Annotated in this window: 21 protein-coding genes; 10 read left to right on the top strand and 11 right to left on the bottom strand. The window is 64.7% G+C overall.

Going from position 1 to position 22,392, the window contains the following annotated elements; genetic code table 11:
- Positions 1-15 precede the first annotated feature (15 nt).
- The 3 genes from AC1DYD_RS09440 to AC1DYD_RS09430 all read left to right on the top strand — a co-directional run bounded on the left by AC1DYD_RS09440 (position 16) and on the right by AC1DYD_RS09430 (position 2,861).
- Positions 16-885 (top strand): MaoC/PaaZ C-terminal domain-containing protein, encoded by an 870-nt coding sequence (locus AC1DYD_RS09440; protein WP_478172477.1) that lies wholly within the window; start codon positions 16-18, stop codon positions 883-885.
- A 32-nt stretch (positions 886-917) separates the two neighbouring features.
- On the top strand, positions 918-1,820 hold the full coding sequence (locus AC1DYD_RS09435; protein WP_478172476.1) for an SDR family NAD(P)-dependent oxidoreductase: 903 nt from the start codon (positions 918-920) through the stop codon (positions 1,818-1,820).
- Positions 1,821-2,540: 720 nt separating this feature from the next.
- Positions 2,541-2,861, top strand: coding sequence for a hypothetical protein (locus tag AC1DYD_RS09430; RefSeq protein WP_478172475.1), 321 nt, complete (start codon positions 2,541-2,543; stop codon positions 2,859-2,861).
- A 205-nt stretch (positions 2,862-3,066) separates the two neighbouring features.
- Here AC1DYD_RS09430 and AC1DYD_RS09425 read toward each other — a convergent pair whose 3' ends face one another.
- The 9 genes from AC1DYD_RS09425 to AC1DYD_RS09385 are packed head-to-tail and all read right to left on the bottom strand — an operon-like array spanning position 3,067 to position 11,043.
- Positions 3,067-3,282, bottom strand: coding sequence for a ferredoxin (locus AC1DYD_RS09425; RefSeq protein WP_478116072.1), 216 nt, complete (start codon positions 3,280-3,282; stop codon positions 3,067-3,069).
- Between the two features lie 14 nt (positions 3,283-3,296).
- The gene (locus tag AC1DYD_RS09420) at positions 3,297-3,617 is read right to left on the bottom strand and encodes a 2Fe-2S iron-sulfur cluster-binding protein (protein WP_478172474.1); all 321 of its coding nucleotides are present in this window, start codon (positions 3,615-3,617) and stop codon (positions 3,297-3,299) included.
- A 24-nt stretch (positions 3,618-3,641) separates the two neighbouring features.
- Entirely contained in the window at positions 3,642-4,913 is a 1,272-nt protein-coding gene (locus AC1DYD_RS09415) for an NAD(P)/FAD-dependent oxidoreductase (RefSeq protein WP_478172473.1), read from the bottom strand.
- 8 nt (positions 4,914-4,921) lie between these two features.
- Complete coding sequence (locus AC1DYD_RS09410; RefSeq protein WP_478172472.1) at positions 4,922-6,583, bottom strand: ATP-dependent acyl-CoA ligase; 1,662 nt, start codon at positions 6,581-6,583, stop codon at positions 4,922-4,924.
- Complete coding sequence (locus tag AC1DYD_RS09405; RefSeq protein WP_478172471.1) at positions 6,580-7,008, bottom strand: Zn-ribbon domain-containing OB-fold protein; 429 nt, start codon at positions 7,006-7,008, stop codon at positions 6,580-6,582. The genes AC1DYD_RS09410 and AC1DYD_RS09405 overlap by 4 nt, the downstream gene beginning before the upstream one ends.
- Positions 7,005-8,003 carry an NAD(P)H-dependent flavin oxidoreductase gene (locus AC1DYD_RS09400; RefSeq protein WP_478172618.1) on the bottom strand — a complete coding sequence of 333 codons (999 nt, stop codon included), beginning with the start codon at positions 8,001-8,003 and terminating at the stop codon, positions 7,005-7,007. Before AC1DYD_RS09400 ends, AC1DYD_RS09405 begins: the two co-directional genes overlap by 4 nt.
- 15 nt (positions 8,004-8,018) lie before the next feature.
- Positions 8,019-8,804 carry a 2-(1,2-epoxy-1,2-dihydrophenyl)acetyl-CoA isomerase PaaG gene (gene paaG, locus AC1DYD_RS09395; protein WP_478172617.1) on the bottom strand — a complete coding sequence of 262 codons (786 nt, stop codon included), beginning with the start codon at positions 8,802-8,804 and terminating at the stop codon, positions 8,019-8,021.
- 15 nt (positions 8,805-8,819) lie between these two features.
- On the bottom strand, positions 8,820-9,851 hold the full coding sequence (locus tag AC1DYD_RS09390) for an acyl-CoA dehydrogenase family protein (protein WP_478172470.1): 1,032 nt from the start codon (positions 9,849-9,851) through the stop codon (positions 8,820-8,822).
- 34 nt (positions 9,852-9,885) lie between these two features.
- Positions 9,886-11,043 (bottom strand): acyl-CoA dehydrogenase family protein, encoded by a 1,158-nt coding sequence (locus AC1DYD_RS09385; protein ID WP_478172469.1) that lies wholly within the window; start codon positions 11,041-11,043, stop codon positions 9,886-9,888.
- A 272-nt stretch (positions 11,044-11,315) separates the two neighbouring features.
- On the opposite strand from AC1DYD_RS09385, the gene AC1DYD_RS09380 reads away from it, so the two are divergent.
- The 7 genes from AC1DYD_RS09380 (at position 11,316) to AC1DYD_RS09350 (ending at position 20,086) form a co-directional block, all read left to right on the top strand.
- Complete coding sequence (locus tag AC1DYD_RS09380; protein WP_478172468.1) at positions 11,316-12,830, top strand: class I adenylate-forming enzyme family protein; 1,515 nt, start codon at positions 11,316-11,318, stop codon at positions 12,828-12,830.
- 36 nt (positions 12,831-12,866) lie between these two features.
- On the top strand, positions 12,867-13,625 hold the full coding sequence (locus AC1DYD_RS09375; protein WP_478172467.1) for an enoyl-CoA hydratase/isomerase family protein: 759 nt from the start codon (positions 12,867-12,869) through the stop codon (positions 13,623-13,625).
- Between the two features lie 31 nt (positions 13,626-13,656).
- Positions 13,657-15,135 carry an MFS transporter gene (locus AC1DYD_RS09370; protein ID WP_478172466.1) on the top strand — a complete coding sequence of 493 codons (1,479 nt, stop codon included), beginning with the start codon at positions 13,657-13,659 and terminating at the stop codon, positions 15,133-15,135.
- Between the two features lie 37 nt (positions 15,136-15,172).
- A complete protein-coding gene (locus AC1DYD_RS09365; protein WP_478172465.1) occupies positions 15,173-16,003 on the top strand; it encodes an enoyl-CoA hydratase-related protein in 831 nt (276 codons plus the stop codon).
- 35 nt (positions 16,004-16,038) lie between these two features.
- Positions 16,039-17,316 carry a hotdog family protein gene (locus tag AC1DYD_RS09360; RefSeq protein ID WP_478112852.1) on the top strand — a complete coding sequence of 426 codons (1,278 nt, stop codon included), beginning with the start codon at positions 16,039-16,041 and terminating at the stop codon, positions 17,314-17,316.
- Positions 17,317-17,971: 655 nt separating this feature from the next.
- Positions 17,972-18,802 (top strand): crotonase/enoyl-CoA hydratase family protein, encoded by an 831-nt coding sequence (locus tag AC1DYD_RS09355; RefSeq protein ID WP_478172464.1) that lies wholly within the window; start codon positions 17,972-17,974, stop codon positions 18,800-18,802.
- Between the two features lie 18 nt (positions 18,803-18,820).
- The gene (locus tag AC1DYD_RS09350; protein WP_478172463.1) at positions 18,821-20,086 is read left to right on the top strand and encodes an MFS transporter; all 1,266 of its coding nucleotides are present in this window, start codon (positions 18,821-18,823) and stop codon (positions 20,084-20,086) included.
- 268 nt (positions 20,087-20,354) lie between these two features.
- On the opposite strand, the gene AC1DYD_RS09345 is transcribed toward AC1DYD_RS09350, so the two are convergent.
- Positions 20,355-21,518, bottom strand: coding sequence for an acyl-CoA dehydrogenase family protein (locus tag AC1DYD_RS09345; RefSeq protein ID WP_478172462.1), 1,164 nt, complete (start codon positions 21,516-21,518; stop codon positions 20,355-20,357).
- Between the two features lie 16 nt (positions 21,519-21,534).
- A complete protein-coding gene (locus tag AC1DYD_RS09340; RefSeq protein WP_478112845.1) occupies positions 21,535-22,389 on the bottom strand; it encodes an HTD2 family dehydratase in 855 nt (284 codons plus the stop codon).
- Positions 22,390-22,392: the final 3 nt, after the last annotated feature.

Raw genomic sequence — 22,392 nt, 5'->3', positions numbered from 1 at the left:
TGCTGAGGTTCTCCGATGCTCGATTACCAAGTCGTCAAGAACTGGGCTTTTGACGATGTGCGCTACTGTTATGCGGCACGCGATTGCATGCTCTACGCTCTGGGTATCGGCATCGGTGCCGATCCCTGCGATGCACGGCAACTGCGCTACGTCTATGAAGGCGGATTGCAGGTCATGCCCACCATGGCCGCCGTGATGGGGGCGCCAGGCGCCTGGTGGAAAGACCCTCGTACTGGAGCTGATGCGCTGCGCCTGGTCCACGGTGAGCAGCATCTGCGTTTTCATCGCCCGCTGCCGACGGCGGGCACGGTGGTGGTCAGCAACCGCGTGCACTCCCTCACCGACAAGGGCGAAGGCAAGGGCGCCATCGGCGTGGTGCTGCGCGAGATCCGCAGCGAAGACGGCGAACTGCTGGTCGAGAGCCGCAACCTCAGCATGCTGCGGGGCGATGGCGGCTTCAGCGCCGCGAGCGGGATGTCCGATCCCGCCCCGGAGGCGCTGCCAAAGATGCCGGAGCGCGCTGCAGACGTGGAGTTGGAGATGCACTCGCTGCCGCAGGCTGCCTTGATCTACCGCCTCTCAGGCGACGACAACCCGCTGCATGCCGACCCCAGTGTGGCGGCCCGGGCCGGCTTTGCGCGTCCCATCCTCCACGGGCTGGCCACCTACGGCATGGCCGCCCATGCGGTGCTGCGCAGCGAGTTGGACTACGACGCCACGCGCCTGTGCGCCCTGGGCCTGCGCTTCACGTCGCCGGTCTATCCCGGCGAGACCGTGAAAGTGCAGCTGTGGCGCGAGAGCGAGCGGCTCCTGCGACTGCGTGCGCGGGTGGATGAGCGCAACGTGGTCGTGCTGGACCAGGGTGTCGTGGAAATCGCGCCCTGAAGACCAATTCACAAAACACTGATGGAGATCAAATGACAGGCAAGGTGCAAGACAAGGTGGTCGTGATCACCGGCGCGGGCGCAGGCATCGGACGTGACTTCGCGCTGGCCTTCGCCGCGCATGGCGCGAAGGTGGTGGTCAACGACATGGCACGCAATGCCGATGGGCGGGCAGCGGCGCAGTTGGTGGTAGACGAGATCAAGACGGCCGGCGGTGAGGCCGTGGCGGCGGTGGAAAGCGTCGCCGAGTGGGACTCGGCCAACCGCATCATCCAGACGGCACTTGACACCTTTGGACGTGTCGATTGCGTGATCAACAACGCGGGCGTGACCCGCGACCGCATATTCTTCAACATGAGTCCGGAGGAATGGAAGACGGTGGTGGATGTGCACCTGAACGGGTCTTTCTTCGTCGCCCGTGCAGCAGCACAACATTTCAAGAGCCAGGCCAGCGGCAGCTACATCCACATGACCTCGACGAGCGGCCTCATCGGCAATGTCGGCCAGAGTAACTACTCGGCGGCGAAGATGGGCATCGTCGGCCTGTCGAAATCGATCGCGATGGACATGGCCAAGTTCAATGTCCGCTCCAACTGCATCGCGCCCTGGGCCTGGACGGCGATGACGGCCAACATCCCGGCCGACACTCCCGAAGCCATCGCGCGTATCGAGAAGCTCAAGAAGATGGAGAGCGCGAAGATCGCGCCGCTGGCGGTCTACCTGGCCAGCGATGCGGGTGCCAAGGTGTCGGGCCAGATCTTCGGCGTGCGCGCGAACGAGATCTACCTCTTCAGCCAGCCGCGCATCCTCCGCTCGCTGCAGCGCAGCGAAGGCTGGACGCCGCAGACCATCGAAGAGCACGCGATGCCGGCCATGGAGCCGAGCTTCTTTGCCAACGTGCCCTCGATGGCGATCACGCCCTGGGATCCGATCTGAGGCGCAGCGCGCCCACCTATTTTTCTTGCGGGTGAGTCAGGGATTTCCTGGGGATCGAGAACTTAAAAGAACTGATACAACGTCAGCTATGAACGGATCTTTCACAGGAAAAGGGGACACGCTCATGGACCACGATGCAAGTCATGCACGCCGCGATCGCACCGCAAGAGGGTCGGCAACCCGAAGAGGCCTAGTGCTCTTGGTCCTTGTGGCATGCGGGGTTCTGGTGTCAGGTACTGATCCCGTTCAGACCCTGATCCAGGAGTTCCCGATGGCAGGCCCTGAGAGCCGGCCGTCTTCTCGTCTTGACTATGCGGTCCCGCCGGCCTGGCCCCATTCGATCGGCGACCTCTTGGCCGGCGGCCGTCGCTGACGCCGCGCAACGCATGACAGACACGTTCGCGCAGCGGTGAGCCTCTGGTGCCGTTGGAGGCACGGGCGAAACCATCGCGCGACACTTGGCGCTGAAGGGCGCCAAGGTGCTGGTGAGCGGCACCCAGGGCGACAACGCCGAGCTTTTCGCCAATCGGGTTCGCGAGCAGGGCGGAACCGCTCGCCATGCGGGCCGCGCTGTCCGAGTCCGAGAGCAATGTCGGGCCGCGTCGCCAAAGCCGTTGGCGGCGCAGTGGTCGACACCGCCTGGATCTACGAACACTTGGGCCCTGGGTCGGCTGACACCTCCAGCAAGCGCGCTGTGCCGGGCCGGACCTGTGCTCGGTCGTGATCGAAAACGCCGCGCGCGGCGTGCGCGTCAAACGCGGTCTCTCCTGCGCCGATCCTGACGCCGCTCACCCGCGGTGCCAAGGCGCGAACGAATGCGATCGCCGCGATGATCGCAAGGTGCGCCCAGGGGAATCGGCCGAGACCGCCAATGCCTCGTTCATCACGCACCTCGTAGTGAACCGCGCCGGCGTCGCGCCGCGCGTGCTGTTCAAGGACGTCACTGAAGAGCACCTGATCTTCTTGGCGAAGATGCATTTCACAGGGCCGGCGATGCTTTCAACAAGCACTCGGCCGAGGCCATCGTTGTCGAGGGCGTAATCGTCAACCTTCGATGCGCGCAGGGGCCGCGGAGTTCCAAGGCGATGAGGGCGCAGGCGCAGCGAATCGAATCGGCGATGTGCAGTTGCTCACTACCGCTACACCGGCCCCCTGCAGGTCGTTCTTGCGGCGCTTGGCGTATTGATCAGTTGCCAGTCCTGGGTGTGGGGGCTGCAAATCCGTAAGAGTCGTGCAAATAGTCCCATTAGCCGCCAGGCTTGGGCGCTTCGTCTTCCACAATCGTTAGCGCGCGCTCTGGGCAGGCGCGGGCGCCGCGCCGGCCCAGAGTCTCCTGGCCAAGCGGCACGATGATTTCGCTCACCGCGATATAGCCGTTGTCATCCAGCACGAACAGGGTTTCGTCCACGTTGGCGCACCGCGCATGACCGCAGCATTTCTTGATGTCGGCGATGATCTTCATTGTCTGCCCCTTGATCAGAACTGAGACTTGGGCAGGCGCACCACCAGGCCGTCGAGCTCGGGGGTGATCTTGATCTGGCAGGTCAGCCGGCTGTTCTCGGCGCCGTCGAGCACGCACTCGAGCATCGATGTTTCGTTGGCATCGGGGGCCGGCACTCGCGACACCCAGTCGTGGTCGATATAGCCATGGCAGGTGGCACAGCTGCAGCTGCCGCCGCAGTCGGCCACGATGCCGGGAACGAGGTGGTCTAGTGCAGCCTGCATGAGTGAGCGACCGACCTCTTCTTCCACGACGTGCGTGGTGTTGTTGAATTCGATCCAGGTGATCTTGGGCATGATGTGTCTGTCCATTGAATGGATTTATGCGCTTGATGGTGTTGCCGAAGCAATCATCGACTTTAAGGGAATCGCGTCGTCGGCCAAGGCCTCGGGGTCAAGTCTTGCACCCTGTGCGACCAGGCGTTTGGACTGCATGAACTCCTGGGGCCGGTTCACGGTGTCGGCGGCAATCATCTGACCCTGGCGCAGGTAGAAGGCGGTGAAGGAGCGTCGCGCAGGGTCGCCGCGCAGGACCAGCCGGTCATAGCCCTCGGACAGTCCGACCATCTGCAGCTTCAGCTCGTATTGGTCTGACCAGAACCAGGGCACTGGGTCGTGCGGACGTTGCTGGCCGCAGATCGTTGCGGCTGCCGTGCGCGCGTGTTCGAGTGCGTTGGGGACCGACTCGATGCGCAGCAGGCGGTCGTAGAGTTTGCTGGGATAGCGGGCGCAATCGCCGATGGCCAGCACGTCGAGATCGGATGTGTGGGTGAACGGGTCCACCATGATGCCGTTGTCCACGGCCAGGCCGGCGGCGTGGGCCAGTTCGGTGCCGGGGATCAGGCCGATACCGACGATCACAAGGTCCACGGGCAGGCGCGTGCCGTTGCCGCAGAGCACGGCGCTGACCGCATCGTCGGAAGACGTGGTCTCGATGCTGGCGACGCTGGTGCTTGTGCGGATGTCGACGCCGGCCTCGCGATGCACGCTTTCGTAGAAGGCCGACAACTCGGGCGCCGTCACCCGGGCCAGGACACGCGGCAGGGCTTCGAGCACGGTGACGTGCAGGCCCGCCTTGGCGGCCACGGCCGCGACTTCTAGGCCGATATAGCCCCCACCCACCAGCACCAGGCGCGCGCCTTTGTGGAATTGACGGCGGATGTGATCCACGTCCGCCACACTGCGCAGGTGGTGCAGGTTATGCAGGTGAGCATCCGGCGCCAGGCCGGGGCATTGAAGCCGTCGCGCCCGCCCGCCGGTGGCTAGCACCAGATGGTCGTACGAGGCCGTACTGCCATCGGACAACACCACCTGCTTGCTGGCCCGGTCCAAGCGCTCCGCACGCAGGCCGATGGAGACGTCAATCTGTGCCTGCTTGTAGGCGGCGATGGGCCGGGCCAGCAAGCCCTCGAGGTCGACTTGGCCGTCCAGGTAGGTCTTGGAAAGGGGCGGGCGCTGATAGGGATAGACGGGCTCCTCGCCCACGATCCGCACCGGGCCGGTGTGGCCGAGCTGACGCAGCGTGAAGGCGCATTCGGCTCCGCCTTGGCCGGCGCCGATGATCAGGACGGATGCTTGCGGATCGGTGGACATGTCACACCTCAGCGTTTGACGAGTTCGAAGCCCGCGCTGTCGCGGTCCCAGGTGGTCGGCGTGCAACCTTGTTCGCGCAGCACGTACTTGAGCACCCGGCCGACCGGATTGCGCGGCATGTCACTGCGGAACTCAAAGAAGCGTGGCACGGTGAAGTAGGGCAGGCGATCCACCGCCCAGCGACACAGCTGCTCTTCGGTCAGCGCATGGCCTTCCTTCAGCACCACCGTGGCCTTCACATCGTCTTCACCCGACTCCGAGAACACCGCATGCACCGCCACGTCGGCAATGGCCGGATGGCCGCGCAGCCCGGTCTCCACCTCGTAGCTGGAGATGTTCTCGCCGCGTCGGCGCAGGTAGTCTTTCTTGCGGTCGACGAAGTAGAAAAAATCGTTCTCGTCGAACTTGCCGATGTCGCCAGTGTGAAACCACATGTTCCGCATCACTTTCAGTGTGTCGGCCGGGCGGTTCCAGTAGCCCTCGAACATCACGTGGGCGCGGCGCGGGCGGACGATGATTTCTCCTGGGGTTCCCGGTGGCAGTTCCTGGTCGTTGTCGTCCACGATCCGCACATCGAAGTCGTCGTTGCGGCGACCCGAAGAGCCTGGGGGCGCATTTTCCCCGGCGGGCAGGGTGCTCACGCGCGCGGCTTCGGTCAGGCCATAGGAGTTGGAGCCGGCGGTCTTGACGCCAAATCGGCGGATCCACTTCTCCTGCAGCGGGGCAGGGAAGGGCGATCCGCGTACGGTGTGCAGTTGGCCGAAGCAGCGCTTGGAGTATTCGTTGTCCTCCGCCTCGGCCAGAAAGGTCACCATCGAGCCTAGCAGGCTGGCCACGGTGGCGCCGCTGCGCTCGATCTCTGGCCAGAAGCGCGAGACCGAGAACCGCGGATAGATCGCCACTCGCGCACCGACGAACATGCAGGAGAGCACCGAACCGCCGGTGGCGTTCATGTGGAATAGCGGCAGAGCGGTCCAGTTGCAGTCGTCGATCTCGCGACCTTCCATCAGGACGACCTGACGGCCCAGATTGCATACGTAGTTGTGGGTGATCATGCAGCCCTTGGACGGGCCCGTCGTGCCGGCCGTGTAGATCAGCATTGCCAGGTCTTCGGGCTTGTTTGCCTCGGGCAGGGGGTCGGCGGCACCGAATACGGAGCTCAAGGCCCTGACTTCAAGGCGCTGGGCTTGCACCAGAACGCCGCCGCGTTGCAGCAGCCGCGTCGCCTGGGGTAGTCCATCTTGGATTTCGACGATGCGTTTGGCATAGTCGACCTCGGCGATCAGCACCTGGGCGCCGCAGTCGTCCAACTGATGGCGCAGGAACTCGCCCTTGTAGGCGGTGTTCACCGGCACGCTGATGGCACCTAGCTTGTTGATCGCGAACCAGCAGAGTATGGCCTCCACATTGTTGTCGAGCACGGTGCCCACGCGGTCGCCCTTTTTCACGCCCAGGCTGGCCAGGCCGTTGGCCAGCCGGTTGGACTCCCGGTCGATCTCGGCGTAGGTGTACTTGTCGCCGGTGAAGTCGAGGAACACGCGATCAGCGAACTGGGCGGCGGATCGCGCGATCGCCGCGGTGACAGTGTCCTGCGTGCCCGGCTGCCAGACCGGAAACTCTTGGGTTTGTTTCATGGGGATTTGCTTCGGATGGGGTTGGGGAAAATTCATGCAGCCTCCAGCGGCTCGAATAGGGGGAGCCAAACGTCTTCACGGTGGTCGAACACCACGCGCACGCGCATGCCGATGTGGATCGCTTCAATGGGGCAGTTGACGATGTTGGTGCTCAGGCGCACGGCGGGCTGTTCGTTGATCTCGACGATCGCGATGACATAGGGAGCCTCCAGTCCCGGCTCCCACACCTGCCGGTTGATGGTGTAGCTGGCTACCGTGGCGACGCCCGAGACTGCTTCCGGCTTCACTTCGCGAGACTGGCATTGCGGGCAAATCGGCAGCGGCGGGTGAACGTAGAAACTGCAGGCCGGGCAGCGCATGAAGCGCAATTGCCCGAACTCGCCGGCCTGCCAGAAGAAGCTGTTCTCCGGAGTCAGCGCTGGAAGATGCCGACGCGGGATGGCTTCGATCGAGGGATTCATGCGTTCACTTCCGAAACCGCCGGTGCCTGCATGAAGGACAAAGCGCGCTGCAGATGCCCGTGGCACTCGTGGGCCATGCGCTCGATCAACTCGGCGCAGCTGGGCACGTCATCGATCAGACCCAGCACCATGCCTGCGGTCAGCACGCCGCCGTCGATGTCGCCGCTCTCCCACGCGGACCGTCCGCGCGCGCCGATCACCAGGGCACGGACATCGGCGAACTCGCAGCCGCCTGGGCGGCGTTCGGTGGCCACCACTTCGTCGGACACGCGGTTCTTCAATACTCGCGCCGTGTTGTGCAGGGTGCGGAAGATCAAGTTTGTGTCGCGTTCGCTGCGGGCCACCAGGGCCTGCTTGTTGACGGGGTGCACCGGCGCTTCCTGAGTGCACACGAAGCGCGTGCCCATGTTCACCCCTTCCGCGCCCAGCGCTAGCGCAGCGGCCATGCCGCGTCCGTCTCCGATACCTCCCGAGGCAATGATGGGAATGCGCAGTGCCTTGGCGGCGATGGGGATCAGCACCAGGCCGGGGATGTCGTCCTCGCCCGGATGGCCGGCGCATTCAAACCCGTCGATCGACACGATGTCCACGCCGTGGCGTTCCGCCGAGAGAGCATGGCGGACGCTGGTGCACTTGTGGATGGTGACGACGCCCGCCTGCTTGAAGCGCTCGATGAAGGTCTTCGGGTTGTTGCCCGCGGTCTCGATAATGCGCACGCCCGACTCGATGATCGCGTCGATGTAGGCCTCATACGGCGGCGGCGTGACGGCCGGCAGGATCGTCAGGTTCACGCCGAAAGGCTTGTCCGTCATCGTGCGGCAACGGGCGATCTCGCGGCGCAGGTCGTCAGGCGCGGGCTGGGTGAGCGCGGTCAGCATGCCCAGCCCCCCGGCGTTGGACACGGCGGCGGCCAGCTCGGCACGGCCCACCCATTGCATGCCACCCTGGATGATCGGCACCTCGATGCCCAGCAATTCGGTGACGCGGGTTCTGATCGGATGGAGCATCGCTCAGGTCCCTGTGAAGTGCGGGGCGCGCTTTTGCTTGAAGGCGCTGACGCCTTCGCGATAGTCGTCGGTCAGGCCGCTGTCACGTTGCAGGTCGCGTTCGCGGTCGAGTTGCTCGTCGAGGGTGGACGTAGCGGCAAGACGGATGGCCCGTTTGGCATTGGCGAGCCCGCGCGTGGGGCCGGCGGCCAAGCGGTGGACCAGGGCTTCGACCTCGGCTTCAAAGTGATCGTCCGGCACAGCCTTCCAGATCATGCCCCAGGCCTCAGCGCGCTCGGCGCTAATTGGCTCGCCGGTGAGGGCAAAACCCAGGGCTCGGGTCTGGCCGATGGCGCGGGGCAGATGCCAGGTACCGCCAGCGTCAGGCACCAAGCCGATGGCGGAGAAGGCCTGGACGAATTTCGCGCCCTGCCGGGCTATTGCGATGTCGCAGGCCAGTGCCAGGTTCACCCCGGCGCCTGCGGCCACGCCGTTGACGGCGCATACCACGGGCACCGGCAGGGCGGCGAGCCTACGGACCAGCGGGTTGTAGTACTTCTCGATATTGGCGCCCAGGTCAAGGGGGCCGGCTTCGACATTGCGCTCGCCCAGATCCTGCCCGGCGCAGAAAGCCCGGCCTGCGCCGGTGATCAGCAGCACGCGGACGCTGCGATCGCTTTCCACTCGATCGAGGGCTTGGGCGAACTCTGCATGCATGCGCACGGTGAAGGCGTTCAACTGCTCGGGACGCGCCAGTGTGAGGCGCGCGATGCCGGCTTCCACGCTGAACTGCGTAGCTTGCAGGTCCATCATCGTTGTCATCGTTCAGTCCGCATCAGGGAAGGGCAGATCGATCAGTCGTTCGCGCTGGCGGCGCAGGTCGCCGGCGAACTGGTCGATCACATGGCTGCGCTTGAGGTACAGGTGCGCGTCGGCTTCGGAGGTGAAGCCGAAGGCGCCGTGGACCTGGATGTTCTGCGCGGCGTTCTCCAGGGCGGCCTTCGTGGCCACAAGCTTGGCGGAGCAGATCTGAAAATCCAACCCCGGATGTTGCTCGGCCATCACCAGGGCCGCCATCGTGAGCTGGCACAAGGCCGACTCCGCGCGGATGGCCATGTCCGCACAGATGTGCTTGACGGCCTGGAAGGAGCCGATCGGCTTGCCGAACTGCTCGCGCACTTTGGCGTATTCAACAGCCATGTCGCGCGTGGCCTCGGCCATGCCCACCGCGTAGGCCGCGGCCATCAGTAGCGCGCGCTGGTAGATCGTGTTCTCGTGGGCATCGAGCCACAGCGCGGGTTTGGCGCCCTTGAGCGAGGCGCGCTCCAGGCGCAGTACGTTGTCGGTGCCCAGCACGTCTTCGATGCCGCTGAAGTCTTCGCGCCGCAGCAAGGCCGTGCCTTGCTCGCAGCAGCAGAGCAGCCAGGCGGCGTCGTGCCCGTCGAGGAGGTGGAATCCGCCCTGGCACTCCCAGCCGATTTTCACCGGGCCGCGTGGCGTGGCCAGACCGACCCGGATCTCGCCGGCGATCAGCTGGCCCAGGAGCTCGGACTCGCCGCAGGCGGCCGCGAGCTGGGCGCCCAGGGTCAGACCCATGACAGCGGGAGACAGCAGGTGACGCCCGAACTCCCTGTGGGCCAGCATGTCCTCGGCGGCGCTCAGGCCGATGCCGCCCTGGTCCTCGCCGATGGCCACGCCGAGAAAACCCAGCTCGCCGAGCCTGGGCCAGTATTGGTGATCGAGATTGCCGATCTGGGGTGCCGGTGGACGGAATCGAGCGACGGCGGCTTGTTCCGACAGGAACGCGCGCAGCGTGTCGATGATTTCGGTCTGGTCGGCGGAAGGCAGCAGGTTCAAGCTTCGCTCCTTGACTTTCTGGGTGGGCGGCGCTTCAGCGCGGCAGGCCGAGCACGCGCTCGCCGATGATGTTTCGCTGGATCTGCGCGGTGCCGGCGGCGATCGTGATGGAGAAGGACCGCAGGTAGTAGTACACCCAGTCGTGGTCTTCACGGTTCTCGAGCACGTCGGGGCCCAATACGTCGAGCGCGAGGCGGCGGGCGCGTTGCTGTACTTCGCCGACCATGGCACGCATCATGGAACTCTCCGATCCCTGCAGGCCGGCTTCGGCGCGCGACACCACCATATAAGTCATGGCGCGGGCTGCCGCCATGTCGGCGCGCAATTGGGCCAGGCGCGCGCCGAGTTCGTCGCGCGAGAGCGGGCTGTCTGAGCCCAGGCGCTTGCGGGCCTCCTCGATCATCTGCTCCACCAGGAAGGCGTAGCGGATCTGGTCCTTGATCTGGGCAGTGCCGCGCTCGAAACCGAGGGTGGACATCGCGACGTTCCAGCCGTCGTTGATTTCGCCCACCACATTGCTCAGCGGAATGCGCACCTCGTCATAGAAGCACTGGACGAAATGCACCTGGTTCGGCGAGGTCATGATCTCGATCGGCCGCAGCGTGATGCCCGGGGTCTTCATGTCGCAGATCACCCAGCTGATGCCTTTGTGCTTGGGCGCGTTGGGGTCGGTGCGCACAAGCAGCTCCTGCCAGTCGGACAGATGACCGTGGCTGGTCCAGATCTTGGAGCCGTTGACCACCAGGTGGTCGCCCTCGATGTGGGCGCGAGTGCGCAGACTGGCCAGGTCGGAGCCGGCGTTGGGCTCGGAAAAGCCCTGGCACCACACCACCTCTCCTTGCAGGATCTTGGGCAGATGGAAGCGCTTCTGTTCCTCGGTACCGCGCGCGATGAGCGTCGGGCCGCCATGGTTGAGGGCCACGAAGCAGAGGTGGTTGTCCGGCGCGCCGGCGCGTGCGTACTCCTCGTACCAGATCAGCTGGCGCACCAGGGAAAGGCCCAGGCCTCCGTATTCCTTGGGCCAGGACACACCGGCCCAGCCGCCTTCGAATTGCTTGCGCTGCCAGCCGGTGTCATAGGCGCGCAGCGGCTCTCCTGCGTGGGGGCGGCGTTCCTTTGGGAGGTTGTGCCGCAACCAGGCGCGGGCGTCTTCGCGGAATACCTTGTCTTCTTGGGTGAAGTGGAGATCCATGCTGGCTCCGAGTGTTCGGTCTCTAGGAATGCTCGCCAGGAAGGCCTAGCGTTTTGAAAGTTGATGATCTATCAGTTCCAAAGATACCAGAAAAAAGCTGCGATTTGTCAATAATTCGGGTTTGTATGTAGCAAATTTACGAGCTAGAAAAGTCGCTGAAGGCTATTGAAAACTGACACAATGTAAATTACCATGATGGGGAATCAAGTGGATGGGCGTGCTCGACGGGGCGCCTGTCCTGGCTGCCCGAGAGGGTTTCACCGGATCACTCCATGTCAGACATGTCCACGACCGCAGGCTTGCGGGCGCATCTCGCTGAGGTTCTTTTTCTGAATCCCAAGGCAGTAGCGGTTGAGACCGCCGCGGGCTCCTTTACCTGGGGCGTCTTGGCGGCGGCGGGTGACGAACTCGAAGCACTGCTGGTGCGTGCGGGCGTCGACCGCTCGGCGCCCGTGGGCTGGGTGGCGCGCAACCGGGCGGCGTCGGTGGCGGCTTTCGCTTCGCTGGTGAGGTACGGCCGCATGGTGGTGCCGCTTCGTCCGAACCAAGCGCCGGCCGCGTTCTGCGAGGAGCTGGGTGCGCAGCGCCTTCAAGCGGTCGTCGGCGATGCGGACGACTGGGCCATGCCCGGCGTGGTCGAAGCGGCCGCAGCCGCCGGCAGCGCCGGCTTTGCGGTGACCGGCGACAAGGCTCTGCAGGTGGCCGTAGTGCCAGGCTTGACCCAGGTCGGCCCGCCGCCCCACCGCGCGCCCATGCCCGGTTACGTGCTGGAGCGCTTGACCAGCGGCACGACCGGCGCGCCCAAGCGCATTCCCGTGATGGAAGACGTGCTTCTGCCTTCGCTGCGTTCTGGAGAGCAAAAGAGCAGTGGTGCGGATGGGCCCTTGCGCCTGAAGACCTCGCCCGCCCTCCTGTTCAAGCCCTTCAGCCATGCCGGCGGACTGTTCGGCCTGCTGCTGGCTCTGTACCAGGCCCGTCCGGTGGTGCTGTTCGAGAAGTTCGTCGCGCAGGACTGGGCACAGGCGGTGCACCGCTACCAGCCGAAGTCTGCCAGCCTTGTGCCCGCCATGATCCAGATGATCATGGAGGAACAGATCCCGCCGGAATGGCTGAAGTCGCTGCGCGGTATCCGTTCCGGCACGGCACCACTGGACCCGCAGGTGCAGGAGGCCTTCGAGGCCCGCTATGGCGTGCCTATCCTCGTTGACTACGGTGCGGCCGAGTTCATCGGCGGCGTGGCGGGCTGGACGCTGGCCGACCACAAGGCTTTCTCGAAAGACAAGCGCCGCAGCGTGGGCCGCCCGCGTTCGGATGTGTTCCTGCGGGTGGTGTCGCCCGAATCAGGCAAGGTCTTGCCCGCCGGGCAGATCGGCATTCTGCACATCAAGTGCGATCGCTTCGGTCCCGACTGGTTCAAGACCAATGACCTGGCGCTGATTGACGAGGACGGCTTCCTATTCCTGCATGGCCGGGCAGACGACGCCATCAACCGCGGCGGCTTCAAGATCTTGCCCGACGAAGTGGCCGATGTCCTGCGCCGTTATCCCGGCGTGCGCGATGTGGCCGTGGTAGGCGCGCCAGATGCCCGCCTCGGCCAGGTGCCGGTGGCCGCCATCGAGATGAAGCCCGGCGAAGTGCCGCCCGATGTCAAGGCGCTCGAGAACTTCGCGCGCGAGCACCTGACGGCTTACATGATTCCCAAGACCTTTCACTTCATCGCCGAGTTGCCCCGCACCGCCTCGATGAAGGTGAGCCGACCCGAGTTGAAGAAACTCCTGGGTTTCTAGAACGGAGACAAGATGACTAGCTATTCGACCCTCTTGGTGGACATCGTCGACGGCGTGGCCACCATCACCCTGAACCGACCCGACAAGCTCAACTGCTTCAACCGGACTATGGTCCTGGAGTTCCGCCGGCTATGGGGCGAGCTGCGGACCGACCCGGCGGTGCGGGTCTGCGTGCTGCGTGCTGCGCCCGGGCGGGCCTTCTGTTCCGGTGTCGACGTGAAGGAAGGTTGGCGTGCGCCGGGCGAAGAGGATGCTCCCTTTGACCAAGATGACCCGGGCGAATGGCTTGGCCCCAAGAGCAACAAGGTTTGGAAGCCGCTGATCGTGGCCGTGCACGGCATGGCCGCCGGTGGCGCCTTCTATTGGCTCAACGAGGCCGACATCGCCATCTGCTCCGATGACGCCACCTTCTTCGACCCGCACTTGAAGTTCGGCAAGATATCGGCGGTGGAGCCGATCGGCTCGATGGGACGGATTCCGCTGCAGGAGATCACCCGGATGGTGCTGCTGGCGGATGCCGAGCGTATCAGCGCGCAGACGGCCTTGCGTATCAGCCTGGTCACTGAAGTGACCTCACCCGAGAAGCTTTGGGCCCGCGCCGCGGAGTTGGCCGCGCAGATCGCGTCACGTCACCCCGTCGCGGTGCAGGGCTCCATCCGAGCCATCTGGGAAGCGCAGAGCCTGCCCCGCGCTCAGGCCGTGAGCAATGCCTTGAAGTACATCCAGATCGGCAAGCCCATCGCGACCGAGATCAAGCCCGACACTGTCAAGGGAGGCGAATGGGTGTTGCGCTGATCAGGCGCCAGGGCCTGCAGCGGAGCTTGGCATGAAGCCCGGCCAGATGCCTGACGACGGCGCCGAGGACCTTGTTCATCCGGCTGGAGAAGCCGGGCTGGAAAAGGCCGGAAGCACCGTGCATCTGGAGGACGCCGCGCCCTTGGTGTCCCGCTGGCTTCCTGTGGCGCTAGCCAGCGCCCTGTTCATGGACCTGCTGGACTCGGCGGCGCTGGGCACGGCCCTTCCGACGCTCGCGAGGGAGTTCCATGCCGACATCCTGGACCTCAAGCTGGCGCTGACCGCCTACCTGCTGACGATGGCGGTGTTCGTCTCGGCCAGCGGCTGGCTCGCCGACCGTTTCGGCGCGCGCCGTGTCTTCGTCAATGCACTAAAGATCTATCTGCTCGGCTCCATATGCTGCGGGCTTTCAAGCTCCGTGCCGGAGTTGGTGGCGGGGCGCGTGATCCAGGGTTTCGGCGGCGCGATGATGACGCCTGTCGCACGGCTCATCGTCGTGGCCTCGACGCCGCGAGAAGGTCTGGTCAAGGCACTCAATGCCTTTACCATTCCGGCGATCATCGGGCCGCTGCTGGGTCCGCCGCTGGCCGGTCTGCTGCTGAATGTCGCCAGCTGGCGCTGGATTTTCTTCATCAACCTGCCTGTGGGCCTAATCGGCGTGTGGGCCGTATTGCGCTTGGTACCGCGGCTGCGCCACCCCCATCCCGGGCGTTTCGACCTGCGCGGCTTCCTGCTGGCCGGCGGCGCGATCATCGCTTTCGTCTGCCTGGCCGAGGTGTCGGGTACCGCCATCGTGCCCTGGCCTTGGGCACTCGGATTGGCCTTGGTGGCGGTGGCCTGCGCGGTGGCCTTCGTGTTCCATGCACGCCGGATGGATCGGCCCGTGCTGGACCTGAGCCTCCTGGGCCGGCGCACCTTTGGCACCAGCATGCTCGGCGCCACGGTGCTGCGCCTGGGCTTCGGTGCCACGCCGTATCTGGTGCCGATGCTGCTGCAGGTGGGCCTGGGATGGACGCCCTTGCAGGCCGGTTCGGTGATGGTCTGCATGATGGTGGGTTCGGCGGTGGCTCGTTTCGGTGGCGCACTAGCGGTGCGCCACGTGGGCTTTCGCGCGACCTTGATTGTCACCGGCCTTGCTGCGGCAGTTTTCACTGCAGTGCCCGCCTTATTCAAACCAGCCACGCCGGTGTGGATGATCGGCGCAACCCTGCTGGTGCTCGGCTTTGCTCGAGCCAGTCATTTCGTGGCAGCCTCGCCGCTGACCTATGCCGAGGTGTCGCCAGGGGAGGTGAGCAGGGCCTCGACGCTGTCCACCGTGATCCAACAACTGGGCCTGAGCATGGGTGTCAGCCTGGCGGGCATTACCYTGGCATGGTCCTCATCCGATGGCATGACCCTGTCAAGCTTTGCCGCGCCTTTCCTAGTGTTGGGCGTGTTTGCCTTGCTTACCGTGCCTATCTACGCGCGCCTGACCCCGAACGAGGGTCAGCACATGCGCGGCTCGGTCTGACCCGGCCCGCCCCAACACCATATCGAAGAGAACCCGCATGACCGAAGCTACCACTGAAGCCGACGCCAGTACCAACGAGGCGCACGTACTGTTCTCACGCCGCGAAGGCAAGGTGCTGTTCTTGACGCTGAACCGGCCCGAGCGGCTCAACGCCCTCACGCCCGAACTGCACGCGCAACTGCGCGCGGCCGTCGAGGCAGCCGCGCATGATCGCAGTGTCACGGCGCTGGTGCTTACCGGTGCCGGGCGGGCTTTCTGCTCAGGGGGCGACATGAACAGTGGCGGCCGGCGCGGCGCCGAGCGCCTCGGCCTGGAAGAGCGCGCCGATGAGTTGCGTCATCACGCCGAGACCGCGCGTCTGCTGCATCAGATGCCCAAGCCGACAATCGCCATGATCAACGGTGCGGCGGCCGGTGCCGGGCTCGCTCTGGCGCTGGCTTGCGACTTGCGCATCGCGGCCAATGATGCCGTCCTGCGTACGGCCTACGCCAATGTGGCCCTGTCCGGCGATCTGGGCATCAGCTGGTTCCTCACGCAGCTGGTCGGCCCAGCCAAGGCCCTGGAGCTGATGTACCTGGCCGACAAGATCGATGCACAGCAAGCATTGACCCTCGGTTTGCTCAACCGCATCGAGTCACCCGAAAGCCTGGCCGAGACCACGCTGGCGCTGGCCACCCGCCTGGCCGAAGGGCCCGGCGTTGCGCTGCGCTACATGAAGCGCCACATCGCCCTCGCTACCCATGCGTCGCTGGAGGAAGTGCTCGACGCCGAGGCCTACGGCATGGCGCGTTGCGGCCGCACGCAGGACATCAAGGAAGCTGCGCTCGCCTTCCGCGAAAAGCGCGCTCCCCGATTCAGCGGCATCTGAGCCGCCACACTCTTTACTCATCAGGACACCCAACCATGGACAGCAACGACACCTCTGCCAGCCCCAGCGACAGCGCCGGCCGCATCACATCCGAAGACATCGAGCGTGCTAAGCAACAGATCGGCGTGCCAAAGTTCGCCTTCAACAAGCCTTACAACAGCCGGACTTCCTCCGACGTGCTGAGCCATTTTGCTTGGGCCTGCGGCGACGACAACCCCCTGTGGCACGACCGCGAGCAAGGCGGCAAGACCCGCTGGCGCGACCAGATCGGGTATCCGCTGTTCCTGCACTCCACTGGCACCAACCTCACGCCCAAGGCATCGCCCGAGCAGAAGGCCCTGTTCAAGGGCCTGTTCCGTGGCGTCGGCAAGTACTACACCGGCGTTGAATGGACATGGTGGCGCCCGATCTACCCGGACGAGCAGTTCTACGTCGAGCGCTTCACCTCGGATGTAAAGGTCAACGAGAAGTCCTCCTTCAGCGGAGGTGTGTCGGTGACCGAGGTCTATAGCGATCTGTGGATCGACCGCGCTGGCCTGCCCGTGGGCCGCCGCGAGGAAAGCTACCTCAGCGCAGAGCGCGAGGGCAGCAAGAAGGCCGGCCGCTATGCCAAAATCGAGCGTCAGACCTACACGCAGGACGACATCGCACGCATCGACGAGGTCTATGCCGGCGAACAGCGGCGCGGTGTCGAGAAGCGCTGGTGGGAAGACGTGTCGGTCGGTGACACCCTCACCCCCGTGGCCAAAGGGCCGCTCACCATGGTGGACGTGATCTCCATGCACATGGGCCTGGGCCTGAGCAGCAGCGGCATCGGCCCTTTGCGCTACAACTGGGCGCAGCGCCAGCGCATGCCTGCCTTCTTCGTGCCCGATCGTTTTGGCGTACCCGACGTCGTGCAGCGCGTGCACTGGGATCACGACCGCGCACAGGAACTGGGCCTGCCCACCTCCTACGACTATGGCCAGATGCGCACTAGCTGGTTGATCCATCTGGTGGCCAACTGGATGGGCGACGACGCCTGGCTGTGGAAGCTGAATTGCCAATCCCGCGCCTTCAATTTCATGGGCGATGCGACCATCTGTTCGGGCACCGTGATCGACAAGCGGGTGGAGGGCGAACACCACGTGGTGGAACTGCAGCTTGCCGGCACCAACCAGCGTGGCGAAGTCACCGTGCCCGGCACTGCCACGGTGATTCTGCCCAGCCACACCAGCGGCGCGGCCTTACTGCCCACACCACCGATGGCTGACCTTCGTCGCGGCGCGCGCATGCTGCAATCGGCGGCGGACCGTGTTAGAGCGCCGCGGTGAAGCGTTCACAGCAGAGGGCGCCAAGACCACGGCCATCTCACGGTGGGGTTCTTGGCGCCGTCGCTTTGCTGTGGCACTGAATTCTTTGATGCTGCGCCCACCACGCTGCGCATAGTCTTGGTGGTCGATGTCTCCAGCGCGGACGCGGTGAACCGAGTTGTTGCCGAGGTTCTGGCCGCTGGTGGCACGATCACCAGCGCGGCGTGCGTGGTAGGGGATGGAGGCTGTACACATCTTGCTGCACTGGTCCTCACGGCAATACATGGGAAGTGGTGTGAAGTGCGCGGCGAGGTTGCGCAGGCTGTTTCGAGGCGCCTTACGGCGCACCGTCTCCCGCGCGACCACGCTAGTGATGACCATGGCTGCAGGCACCGGACGAAGTCGTGTGGGTCTTCATTGCGCAGCACGGCGCAGATCAGATGTCCTCGAATATGCGTTGACTGGTTGGGGCGAGCGATCGCAGATGGGCCCGCTCGCCCACGCCGGTGCCCTCGCACACTGCTCAGGGTCTTCAAACTTGTCGATGTGCCTGACCTCAGGCGTGATGAGTATTTCCAACTGCGGATGTGGCCGCCCAGGTGCAGCGGATGCAGCAGAGGCAAGAGATTCAGGGACGACCATAGTTGCTTTGTTTTTCATCGCGCTTCAGAATGGCATGAAATTGACACTTCATCATTTTTATATGACTATGCCACTGCTTCAACTTGAAATCAAAGGCGCCGTTGCGGTGCTTACCCTGAACCGCCCGGAAATGATGAATGCCTTGGGCTCGATCGGCGATGGCGAGACCATCCGCAAGGTTTGCGAGCAGGTTGGGAGTGACCCGGCGATCCGCTGCGCGGTGCTCACGGGTGCGGGCCGCTCCTTTTCCGCGGGCGGCGATCTCAAGGCCATGCGCGCTGGCGAGGGTGCCTTCGGCGGCGGCGGCACGGCCATTCGCGAGAAGTACCGGCGTGAAATCCACATGCTCAGCCGGGCCTTCTACGAGATGGAGATTCCCCTGGTTGCGGCCGTCAACGGGCCGGCCATCGGCCTGGGCTGCGACATTGCCTGCCTGGCCGACGTGCGCATCGCTTCCGAGCAGGCACGCTTCGGCGTCACATTCCTCAAGGTGGGCTTGATTCCCGGAGATGGCGGCGCCTGGCTGCTGCAGCGTGTCGTGGGCTTCAGCCGGGCTTCGGAGATGCTCTACACCGGTGATGTGATCGATGCGCAGACCGCTGCCGAGTGGGGTCTGGTGAGCCGTGTGGTCCCGCATGAGCGCCTGCTTGAGGAGGCGATCGCGATGGCCGAGCGCATCGCCGCGCAACCGCCACATGCCCTGCGCATGGCCAAGGGTCTGCTGCGTCAAGGGCGCGACAGCTCCTATGCGGCGGTGATGGAGTTCTCGGCCGCAGCCCAGGGTCTGTGCCATCTCACCGAAGACCACCGAGAAGGCATTGACGCGGTGCTCGAAAAACGCAAGCCTGCTTTCAAGGGCCGCTGATCCAAGAGCCGCCATTGCATGAAAAGGAATTCTTACACCCCGGTTTCTTCCTCGCAGTGGTTCGCACTCGGCGTTCTGTCGCTGGTGTACATGCTCCACACTGTGGACCGCAACATTGTCTCGGCGGTGGTGGAGCCCATCAAGCGGGAGTTCACGCTGACCGATCGGGCCATGGGAGCGCTCAGCGGCCTGGCGCACGCCGTGGCGTTCGCAGTGGCAGTGCTGCCGATGGGCTGGGGGGTCGACCGCATGAACCGTATCCGCCTGCTGGCCGGGCTCCTGGCGGTGTGGAGCGGCATGACGGCACTCTCCGGTCTGGCGGGCAGTTACTGGGGCTTGTTGTTGGCGCGCAGCGGCGTCGGCGCGGCCGAAGCTGGTTCTTCGCCGGCCTGCATGTCCTTGATCTCGGATTTGTTTCCGCCCAGCCGCCGTGCCTCGGCCATCGGCATGTTCTACCTCAGCACGGCTTTTGGCACGGGGCTGGTGTTCCTGGTGGGGGCGGCGGTCGCGCACAACTTCGGCTGGCGCACCATGTTCTTTGCTGCAGGCTTGCCTGGCCTGATGTTGGCCGCGCTCCTCCTCATGGTCCTTTCGGAGCCGAAGCGGGGAGGGTTTGAATCGGCGCCTGCCCCTTCGCAGGGGGTCAGCTTCGCCGCTGTGTGGCGCCATGTGCAGGCCCATCGTTCAGTGACGCTGCTGACCTTGGCGATCATGATGGCCGCCATGCTGATGTCTTCCTTGTGGACCTGGACCGCCTCCTTCCTGATCCGCCTCCACGGCCTAGACCTCCAGCGGGCTGGCCTGATCGTTGCCTTGGTTGCAGGCGTTGCGCAAGCCATTGGTTCGGCGGTCGCCGGCCCGGTGGCCGACCGCCTGGCTCATGGCATGCCAAGCCGCCTGGCCATCGTGCCGACGGTGATGTTGATCTGCGCGGTGGCTGCCGGGTTGGGCATGGTGCTGGTGCCGGAGCTCCATTGGACGCTTGCCTGCGCCCTGCTCATGGGCTTCATGCTCGGAGGCTGGTTGGGCCCCGGCTATGGCCTGCTGATGACCTTGACCCCCGCACCGATGCGAGGCCGCGTGATGGCCGGCTCGCAGTTAATGACAAATCTCATCGGCGTGGGCCTGGGGCCGCTGCTGACCGGCGCCTTGAGCGACTTGATCGGCGGTCCAGGTTCGCTGCGCTGGGCCATGGCGCTGACCCTTCTTATCGGCCTCGTGGCGGCGTTGTTGTTCTGGGCTTCAGGACGGCAAGCCGAGCGGGATCTGCGCCAGATTGCCTGATCGATCGCGTCGAGGGGAAATAAGCGGGCCGCCTTTTTTATTTCATCGGGTGCAAGGCCTCGATGATCTGCTCGTTGAACTGATCCAGTTCGCATTCACCGCGGATCTCCAGGTCGAGCTGGAGGTCGACGGAGAGACACGCGCTGGGCCTTAGCGGAGGTGGCGACGACGTCTTCCTCCCGATCGACAGTGACCGCATCGGCGCCGCCTTTCCAGGCCTTGTCGAAGCGCCGGGAGGTTGGCCGGAACGACGAGAGGGAGCGCATGGTCAGTAGGACTTGGGTAATCCGAGCACATGCTCCGCCACATAGCTGAAGACCATGTTGGTGGAGATCGGGGCCACCTGATAGAGGCGCGTTTCGCGGAACTTGCGCTCCACGTCGTACTCGCAGGCAAAGCCGAAGCCGCCGTGGGTCTGCAGGCACACATTGGCCGCTTCCCAGCTGGCCTTGGCCGCCAAGTGCTTGGCCATATTGGCCTCTGGGCCCGCGTTCTGGTGCGTATCGATCTTGGCGCAGGCCTGGAAGCGCATGAGGTTGGCCGCCTCCAGCTCGATGTAGGCCTCGGCAATCGGGAACTGGATGCCTTGGTTCTGACCGATCTTGCGGTTGAATACCACGCGCTCGCTGGCGTAGCGGGTCGCCCGTTCGATGAACCAGTAGCCGTCGCCGATGCATTCGGCGGCGATCAGGGTACGCTCGGCATTGAGGCCGTCGAGCAGGGTCTTGAAGCCCTTGCCTTCCGCGCCCAGCAGGTTCTCCTCCGGGATTTCGAGATTGTCGAAGAACAGCTCATTGGTCTCGTGGTTGACCATATTCTGGATCGGCCGCACGGTCAGGCCATTGCCGATGGCCTGTCTTAGGTCAACCAGGAAGCAGGACAGGCCTTCGGATTTCCTCTGCACGGAGGCCAGCGGCGTGGTGCGTGCCAACAGGATCATCATGTCGCTGTGCTGCACACGCGAGATCCAGACCTTCTGGCCGTTGATGACCCAGCGGCCGTCCTTTTTGACCGCCATGGTCTTGAGCTTGGTGGTGTCGCTGCCTGTCGTGGGCTCGGTCACCGCCATGGTCTGGATGCGCAAGTGGCCTGATGCGATCTTGGGCAGGTAGGTGTCCTTCTGCTTCTGCGAGCCGCTACGCACGATGGCGTTCATCACGTACATCTGGCCGTGGCAGGCGCCGGAGTTGCCGCCTGAGCGATTGATCTCTTCCATGATCACCGAGGCTTCGGCCATGCTCAGGCCCGAGCCGCCGTACTCCTGCGGGATCAACGCTGCCATCCAGCCAGCCTTGGTCAAGGCATCGACAAAGGCCTCCGGGTAGCCGCGTTGCTCGTCGATCTTGCGGAAGTATTCGTCAGGGAACTCGGCGCACAGCGCACGCACCGCGTCGCGGATCTCTTGGTATGGGTCGGAGGTGTGATTCAGCACGGTGGGACTTGAAGGTTCAGGCGAGTGCGGCCGTGGCCGCCATGCAAAGGGCTCCCGAGGCGTCCTCGGACCACAATCGGACGCTGCGGCCGTCGGCGGCCGGTTCGCCGCAAATCTGGAACTCGCTGCCGTCGTAGAGCGGCTTCATGGCGCGAAATTCAAACTGCGTGACGCGGGCCTCGGGCCGCTCGCGGCGCAGCAAATCCAGCAGCAGGGTAGCAATCAAGGGGCCGTGCACCACCAGGCCAGGATAGCCCTCAACCTCGGTGCTATAGGGCCGGTCATAGTGGATGCGGTGACCGTTGAAGGTCAGCGCCGAGTAGCGGAACAGGAGCACGGGATCCGCCGTGAGCGAGCGGCGCCAAGAGGCGGGGTCCCGGGACGCCGTGGCCGCCTTTGCAGCTGAGGATGGCGGTTCCCTGGCGGCTGGGTTGCGATAGACGATGTCCTGTTCTTCAACGATCGCCAACTGCCCGTCTGCTCGCAGATAACGGTGGCGCACGGTCACGAACACCAGCGGGCCGCTGCGGCCATTCTTGAGGCGGACGTCCGTGATCTCGGACTCTCGTGTGGCGGCCTCGCCCAGCAGCAAGGGGGCGTGGAATCGCAGTCTTCCTGCCGCCCACATGCGACGGGGCAGCGGCACCGGCGGCAGGAAGCTGCCTCTTTGGGGATGGCCATCCTCGCCGACCTGGGACATCGCCACCACCGGTAGAAAGTACAACCATTGATAGCCCGGCGGCAGCGTGTCACCTTCTTGTGCGGGCCTGTCGCTGCGATCCAATGTGGCCGCCAGCGTGTCGGCCTGCGCCAGGGTCATGCAGTCAGTGCGCTGCTCATGCCGGCCACGCCAGGCCAGTAGGGTGTCCATGTT

It is taken from the genome of Variovorax sp. P4_B11 (genome assembly GCF_056402355.1).
The sequence above is the reverse complement of the archived record's forward strand: the minus strand, read 5'-3'. Positions and strand labels throughout refer to the sequence as shown.